5 protein-coding genes and 1 rRNA gene are annotated in these 8232 nt (G+C 45.0%); 5 read left to right on the top strand and 1 reads right to left on the bottom strand.

The window, feature by feature from the left end; all coding sequences use genetic code 11:
• The 4 genes from rrf to greA form a co-directional block, all read left to right on the top strand.
• Positions 1-74, top strand: a 5S ribosomal RNA gene (gene rrf, locus F7R24_RS15045); the annotation flags it as partial.
• Positions 75-389: 315 nt separating this feature from the next.
• Complete coding sequence (gene carA, locus F7R24_RS13830) at positions 390-1526, top strand: glutamine-hydrolyzing carbamoyl-phosphate synthase small subunit (protein WP_151671854.1); 1137 nt, start codon at positions 390-392, stop codon at positions 1524-1526.
• Between the two features lie 28 nt (positions 1527-1554).
• Entirely contained in the window at positions 1555-4776 is a 3222-nt protein-coding gene (gene carB, locus F7R24_RS13825) for a carbamoyl-phosphate synthase large subunit (protein WP_151671853.1), read from the top strand.
• Complete coding sequence (gene greA, locus F7R24_RS13820; RefSeq protein ID WP_151671852.1) at positions 4773-5246, top strand: transcription elongation factor GreA; 474 nt, start codon at positions 4773-4775, stop codon at positions 5244-5246. Before carB ends, greA begins: the two co-directional genes overlap by 4 nt.
• A gap of 97 nt (positions 5247-5343) precedes the next feature.
• Here the strand turns inward: greA and F7R24_RS13815 are convergent, their stop codons facing one another.
• On the bottom strand, positions 5344-5652 hold the full coding sequence (locus F7R24_RS13815) for a YhbY family RNA-binding protein (protein ID WP_151671851.1): 309 nt from the start codon (positions 5650-5652) through the stop codon (positions 5344-5346).
• A gap of 421 nt (positions 5653-6073) precedes the next feature.
• Between F7R24_RS13815 and ftsH the strand changes: the two genes are divergently transcribed.
• Complete coding sequence (gene ftsH / locus F7R24_RS13810) at positions 6074-8158, top strand: ATP-dependent zinc metalloprotease FtsH (protein ID WP_151671855.1); 2085 nt, start codon at positions 6074-6076, stop codon at positions 8156-8158.
• The last annotated feature ends 74 nt before the right edge of the window (positions 8159-8232 follow it).

Raw genomic sequence — 8232 nt, 5'->3', positions numbered from 1 at the left:
AACTCAGTAGTGAAACGCGTCATCGCCGATGGTAGTGTGGGGTCTCCCCATGTGAGAGTAGGTCATCGCCAGGCACTTAATTCTAAGAAACCCTTGTCACTCCGTGGCAGGGGTTTTTTTATGCGTGAATGCATGGGAAAGGCGTTTGTTCAAACAGCACCTATTATTTATCAGGCGCAACGGTTCTAAATCACAAGTATCCCTATCAGTTAAAACTCTATTGGACTATTGAGTCCTTCTACTCTAAAATAAGGTCGTTTTGCCGGAAGTTTCCGCAAATCCATAATTTTGAAAGCGAGACTGGCTTCGGCTGTGTCTCGCTTTTTTACAACTGATCATCACTTCAGATAAAGTCAAATAGCATGCAGCATTTAAGCGGGGAGGTTCCATTGACGCGACCAGCCATTCTTGCCCTTGAAGATGGGACAATATTCAAGGGGGTTGCGATTGGCGCTGACGGCGAAACCACCGGAGAGGTTGTTTTCAATACGTCTATGACAGGTTATCAAGAGATCCTTACGGATCCTTCTTACTGTCGTCAAATAGTGACATTAACTTATCCACATATAGGTAATGTCGGCGTCAACGTCGAAGACCAAGAGTCGAATCAAATCTGGGCTGCTGGTTTAGTAATCCGAGATCTACCATTAGTGGCAAGTAACTTTCGTTCTGAGCAAGCACTTGATACTTATCTTGCTAGCAATGGCATTATTGGTATTGCTGATATCGATACACGTCGCTTAACACGTATTCTTCGCGAAAAAGGTGCGCAGAATGGTTGTATTATGGCAGGCGCTATTGATGAGCAAAAAGCAGTAGAACTTGCACAAGGCTTCCCTGGGTTAAAAGGAATGGATCTCGCGAAAGTAGCAACTTCTGAAGATACGTATGCTTGGAATCAGGGAGAGTGGGCGCTCGGTAAGGGTTTTTCTACTTTTGAAGATGAAGATCAATCTTTCCATGTTGTTGCTTACGATTTTGGTGTTAAGCACAATATCTTAAGAATGCTAGCAAGTCGTGGTTGCCGTTTAACGGTTGTGCCTGCGCAAACTTCAGCTGCTGACGTATTGGCGTTACAACCTGATGGTGTGTTTCTCTCTAATGGCCCAGGTGATCCAGAGCCTTGTGATTATGCAATTAGTGCCATTAAAACAATTCTTGAAACACAGATTCCTGTTTTTGGTATCTGCCTAGGACATCAATTGTTAGCATTGGCTTCCGGCGCTAAAACAGAAAAGATGAAGTTCGGACATCATGGTGCGAATCATCCGGTACAGGATCTTGATAGTGGTCAAGTGATGATTACCAGCCAAAACCACGGTTTCGCTGTAGCAGAGATAACCTTACCTGCAACTCTTAGAGCAACGCATAAGTCGTTGTTTGATGGATCTTTACAGGGAATTGAACGCACGGATTGTCCGGCATTTAGTTTCCAAGGGCACCCTGAAGCTAGCCCAGGTCCACGTGACGTAGCTCCGTTGTTCGATAAGTTTATCGATATGATGCGTAGCCGTAAGCAAGCCTGAACTGAATTACTAAGACTGGTTAATACTGATGCCAAAACGTACAGACATTAAAAGTATCCTTATTCTAGGAGCCGGTCCGATTGTTATCGGGCAAGCATGTGAGTTTGATTACTCTGGCGCTCAAGCATGTAAAGCGTTAAGAGAAGAAGGGTTTAGAGTCATACTTGTTAACTCTAACCCAGCAACGATTATGACAGATCCATCGATGGCAGATGCAACTTATATCGAGCCCATTCAGTGGAAAACAGTTGCTAAAATCATTGAAAAAGAGCGCCCTGATGCATTGTTACCAACCATGGGTGGTCAAACAGCCCTTAACTGCGCATTAGATTTAGACCGTGAAGGCGTCTTAGCCGAATACGGTGTTGAGATGATCGGTGCGACTCAAGACGCGATTGATAAAGCTGAAGACCGTGAACGCTTTGATAAAGCAATGAAAAACATAGGTCTTGAGTGTCCTCGTTCAGCGATGGCTCATAGCATGGAAGAGGCGTTACAAGTTCTTGACTCTATCGGTTTTCCGGCCATTATTCGTCCGTCTTTCACCATGGGTGGATCTGGTGGTGGTATTGCCTACAACCGTGAAGAGTTCATTGAGATTTGTGAACGCGGTTTAGATTTATCTCCAACTAAAGAATTGTTAATCGACGAATCTTTGATTGGTTGGAAAGAATACGAAATGGAAGTTGTCCGTGATAAAAAGGACAACTGCATCATCATCTGTTCTATTGAAAACTTCGATGCCATGGGTGTTCATACCGGTGACAGTATCACCGTTGCACCCGCTCAGACTCTGACTGACAAAGAATACCAGATCATGCGTGACGCTTCTTTGGCAGTTTTGCGTGAGATCGGTGTAGAAACGGGTGGTTCTAACGTCCAGTTTGGTGTTGATCCGAAAACCGGTCGTATGGTCGTTATTGAGATGAACCCGCGTGTATCACGTTCATCCGCACTGGCTTCTAAAGCGACTGGCTTTCCTATCGCTAAAGTTGCTGCAAAGCTGGCAGTCGGTTATACCCTTGATGAGCTTCAGAACGAGATTACGGGTGGTCGAACTCCCGCTTCTTTCGAGCCATCGATTGATTATGTTGTGACGAAAATACCTCGTTTCACGTTTGAAAAGTTCCCACAGGCCAATGATCGTCTGACAACTCAGATGAAGTCTGTTGGCGAAGTGATGGCGATTGGCCGTACTCAGCAGGAGTCGTTGCAAAAAGCGCTTCGTGGCCTAGAAGTGGGCGCAACAGGTTTTGATTCCATTATTGATCTTAATGCCGAAGATGTACGCAGTGACATTATCCGTGAGCTACAGCAACCAGGCAGTGAGCGTATTTGGTACATCGGTGATGCTTTCCGTTTAGGTATGAGCGTTGATGAGATTTATGGCTATTCTGGTGTTGATCCTTGGTTCTTAGTTCAAATCGAAGATATCATCAAAGACGAGCATAAAGTCTCTCAAATGGCGTTGTCTGATTTAACTGCCGAACAGATGTTCCGTCTAAAGCGTAAAGGTTTTTCGGATGCCCGTCTTGCTACTTTACTGGGTGTCTCTGAAAAGCAACTGCGCAAACAGCGTCATGCATTTAATATTCGCCCTGTCTTTAAGCGTGTGGATACTTGCGCGGCTGAGTTCTCTACTGATACTGCTTATATGTACTCTACTTATGAAGAAGAGTGCGAATCCAACCCCAGTGATCGTGAAAAAATCATGGTTATCGGTGGTGGTCCAAACCGTATAGGTCAAGGTATTGAGTTCGATTACTGTTGTGTTCATGCTGCACTTGCGGCACGTGAAGATGGCTTTGAAACGATCATGGTTAACTGTAACCCTGAGACAGTTTCAACCGATTACGACACCTCTGATCGACTCTATTTCGAACCGATTACGTTGGAAGACGTATTAGAAATCGTTGACGTTGAAAAGCCTAAAGGCGTCATAGTTCAATACGGTGGTCAAACACCGCTTAAGTTGGCAGTTGCACTAGAGCAAGCCGGTGTTCCGATTATTGGCACTTCGCCTGAGTCGATCGATCGTGCCGAAGACCGTGAACAGTTCCAGCAAATGCTTAAGCGTTTGGGTTTAAAGCAACCTGAAAATGCGACGGTTCGCAGTCTTGAAGAAGCCGTTATCGAAGCAGGTAAAATAGGCTATCCACTCGTCGTTCGTCCATCCTATGTGTTAGGTGGTAGAGCGATGGAGATCGTCTATAAAGAATCTGAACTGCGTCAATACATGCAAAATGCGGTTAAGGTATCCAACGATGCTCCCGTTTTGCTGGATCACTTCTTAAATGCCGCCGTCGAAGTAGATATCGACGCAGTGTGTGACGGCGAAATTGTAGTGATCGGCGCTATCATGCAGCATATCGAGCAAGCGGGTGTTCACTCAGGTGACTCTGCTTGTTCTTTGCCACCCTATAGTTTGGCGGCGGATGTGCAAGATGCGATGCGTGAGATGGTTCGTAAAATGGCATTAGAGTTAGGCGTGGTTGGTCTAATGAACGTTCAGCTTGCCTACCAAGATGGTGAAATCTATGTCATCGAGGTGAATCCACGTGCATCTCGTACCGTGCCTTTTGTTTCTAAGTGTATCGGTGTGTCGCTAGCGAAGATTGCTGCACTAGTTATGACTGGCAAATCGCTAACAGAGCAAGGTTTCACCAAAGAAATTATTCCTGCCTTCTTCAGTGTTAAGGAAGCGGTGTTCCCATTTAATAAGTTCCCCGGCGTTGACCCAATTTTAGGTCCAGAAATGAAATCTACCGGTGAAGTGATGGGTGTCGGTGAAAGTTTCGGTGAAGCCTTTATGAAAGCTCAGCTCGGTGCAGGTGAAAAGATGCCTAGCAAGGGTAAAACTTTTATATCAGTTCGTGATGTTGATAAAGCCGGTGCGGTTGAAGTTGCACGTGATCTCTCAGCGCTTGGTTTCTCGCTGATTGCTACATCAGGAACGGCAACCTTACTTGAAAGCAACGGCATAAAGGTTGAGCGTGTTAACAAAGTGATGGAAGGTCGTCCTAATATTGTTGACGTGATGAAGAACGGTGAAGTGGCTTATGTCATTAATACGACCGAAGGTCGTAAAGCCATTGCCGATTCAGCGGCTATTCGTCGTACAGCGCTGCAGCATAAAGTACCGTATACCACTACTCTAGCGGGTGCAGTTGCGATTACTGAAGCGTTGAAGTTTGGCGAAGAAAAAATAGTACGCCGCTTGCAGGACTTGCATAAAGGAGTGTTTTCATGAGTCGAGTTCCCATGACGGTTGCTGGTGAGGCAAGTCTGAGACAGGAATTAGAGCGGCTTAAAACAAAGGACCGCCCTAAAGTTATCGCTGATATAGCTGAAGCGCGAGCGCATGGTGACCTAAAAGAAAATGCGGAATATCATGCAGCGCGCGAGCAGCAAGGCTTTATCGAAGGTCGTATTCGCGAACTTGAGTACAAATTATCTCAGGCACAAGTCATTGATGTGAGCAAAATTCCTCACACGGGCAAAGTTATCTTTGGCGTCACAGTTGAGTTGATCAACTTAGATACGGATGAAACTGTACGCTATCAGATAGTGGGAGATGATGAAGCAGATATTAAGGCACGCAAAATATCGGTCAACTCACCCATTGCTCGTAGTCTGATAGGAAAAGAAGAGGGTGACATCGCTACGGTTAACACGCCTAGTGGTGTTGCCGAGTACGAGATTACTGAAGTACAGCATTAAGAGTAGTGCATTTATTGCATTGGCGCTTAAAGCCACCGACTGACAATCTTTCAGTCGGTGGTTTTTCGTTATAAGGGCCGCGAAGACGATAAATGATTTATTTAAGGCGGAGTAGGTTCGATAATTTTGGATCTGGGTTGTCACTTTTACGATAGAGTAAAGCAATGTTGCCGATCTCCTGAACCAATGTTGCTTCAACGATTTGGCACAGTTCTTTAATCAGTTCTCGCTTTAATTCACGGTCACCCACTGAAAACTTAACTTTGATAAGTTCGTGATCTGCGAGAGCTCTGTCGGTTTCGAGTTGAATGTTTTCGCTTAAGCCATTACCCGCAACCATGATGATTGGGTTAAGATGGTGGCCTAGCGTACGAAAGCGCTTTTTTTGCTCAGGGGTTAAGCTCATATTAAAATAGCTACCTTGTTTATAGAGTTTGCCGATATGTAAGATAAGTTAGATTTTACATGAGGCTTGAAGCTGTTAGTAGCGATAACTGATCTGTTAGTCATGTATCGTTTAGAAAGATAGCGGTTTGTGGGATTGATCGAAACAAAAAAAATCTTGATCTCTAGAGGTGTGCTTAGCGTAAGAGGAACTGTAAACGAAATTGTGGGTCAGAGAGATACCTTGTATAAGAATAGGTAAGCTCACTCAGAATTTCAGTATATTTTGAGCTAAGTAGTCTTTAATAAGGGTTAAGTTAGCCATCCGCTATTAATCCGATAAATTTTATCAAGACAAAGATTCAAGCAGAAAGTAGTGGCTGTGGTATCATGACCGACCGGTCATAAAGTTAAGTAAAGCTGAGGATGTACCTTTGAACGATATGGCAAAAAATTTAGTATTGTGGCTAGTCATAGCAGCCGTACTATTAACAATATTTAATAACTTCAGTAGCGAACCTCAATTAGGTAAATTGACCTATTCTGAGTTTGTTGAAGAAGTTCAAGCAGGTCGTGTCTCGAGCGTCTTGATTGATGGGTTCACCATCACAGGTCAGCGCCAAACAGGTGAAAGCTTTACGACTATCCGCCCTGCTGTCCAAGATCCCAAGTTGATTGATGATCTGCTTGCTAATAATGTAGCTATTGAAGGTAAACAGCCTGAAGGCCAAAGCATTTGGACCCAGTTGCTTGTTGCAGCCTTCCCGATCTTGATCATCATTGCGATCTTTATGTTCTTTATGCGTCAAATGCAAGGTGGTGCCGGTGGTAAGGGTGGCCCCATGTCCTTTGGTAAGTCCAAGGCACGCATGATGAGCGAAGATCAGATTAAAACCACCTTTGCCGATGTAGCGGGTGTTGAGGAAGCTAAGGAAGAAGTTGCTGAGCTGGTCGATTATCTTCGTGATCCTGGGAAGTTTCAGCGCTTAGGTGGCCACATACCGCGCGGTATTTTGATGGCGGGTTCGCCTGGTACGGGTAAAACTCTGCTTGCGAAAGCCATTGCTGGTGAAGCTAAGGTTCCGTTCTTTAGCATCTCTGGTTCTGATTTCGTAGAGATGTTTGTGGGTGTCGGTGCATCCCGTGTACGTGACATGTTTGATCAAGCTAAAAAACATGCGCCCTGTATTATTTTTATCGATGAGATTGATGCGGTGGGTCGTAGCCGTGGCGTTGGTCTTGGTGGTGGTAATGATGAGCGTGAGCAAACACTGAACCAGTTGCTTGTTGAAATGGATGGTTTTGAAGGAACAGAAGGTATCATCGTTATCGCAGCGACTAACCGTCCAGACGTTCTTGACCCAGCTCTTCTTCGTCCAGGTCGCTTTGATAGACAGGTTCACGTAGGTCTGCCTGACATTCGTGGTCGTGATCAAATTCTGAAAGTTCACATGCGCAAAGTACCGCTAGGTGATGATGTTAGATCTGATTTGATTGCTCGTGGAACCCCAGGTTTCTCTGGTGCAGATTTAGCTAACCTGGTAAACGAAGCGGCTCTATTTGCTGCCAGATTTGGTAAGCGAACTGTTGGTATGGACGAGTTCGAGAAAGCGAAAGACAAAATCATGATGGGTGCTGAGCGCCGCTCTATGGTGATGTCTTACAAGGAGCGCTTGAATACGGCTTACCATGAATCTGGTCATGCCATTGTTGGACGTCTAGTTCCAGATCACGACCCTGTTTACAAAGTTTCCATTATTCCTCGTGGTCGTGCACTGGGTGTGACTATGTTCCTGCCTGCGGAAGATCGTTACAGCCACAGTCGTCAGGGTATTCTTTCTCAAATTTGTTCACTTTATGGTGGTCGAATTGCAGAAGAGATGACTTTAGGGAAGGATGGTGTGACTACCGGTGCCTCTAACGATATTCAGCGCGCAACCATGTTGGCACGTAATATGGTGACTAAGTGGGGTTTAAGCGAATCATTAGGTCCGCTTCTGTATGCTGAAGAAGATGATGATCCATTTGGTCGTGGCATGGGCGGCGGTTCTAAGCCTAAGTCTGAAGAAACTCAGCGTTTAATTGATGCTGAAGTGAAGCAAATTATTGATGATTGCTATCAGCGAGCTTACAAAATCCTGACAGATAATCGCGATATTCTTGATTCCATGACTGAAGCACTAATGAAGTATGAAACCATTGGTTCGAAACAGTTAGATGAATTAATGGCGCGTCAAGAAGTTAGTGCTCCAGAAGGATGGCAGGATGATGCAGCTAAGGATGCAGCTAAGGCTGAAGAAGCAGCTAAAGCAGCTGAAGCCAATGAAGATGAAAAGTCTGATATAGGTAGAACTCCAGATAAGGATATGCCTGTCGTCGATGATGCAGACAATTCATCTCCTGATTCATCTGATTTGCGTCCAGCAGAAGAGGATGTTGATAGCACGCCGAAGGATGATGAGCCTAAGAATTCTAATCCATGGAATGAGCCTAAGAACAATGATCCATGGGGATCTGGTAGAAGCTAAATTCTGCAATTTTGTCTCAATAAAAGCCGGCTAATGCCGGCTTTTGTGTATACTGCGCCACTATAAATAGCAGC

The sequence above is a fragment of the Nitrincola schmidtii genome, from assembly GCF_008973715.1.
Taxonomy (GTDB): Bacteria; Pseudomonadota; Gammaproteobacteria; order Pseudomonadales; family Balneatricaceae; genus Nitrincola; species Nitrincola schmidtii.
Note: the sequence above shows the minus strand (reverse complement) of the source record. Positions and strands in the feature narration are given on the sequence as shown.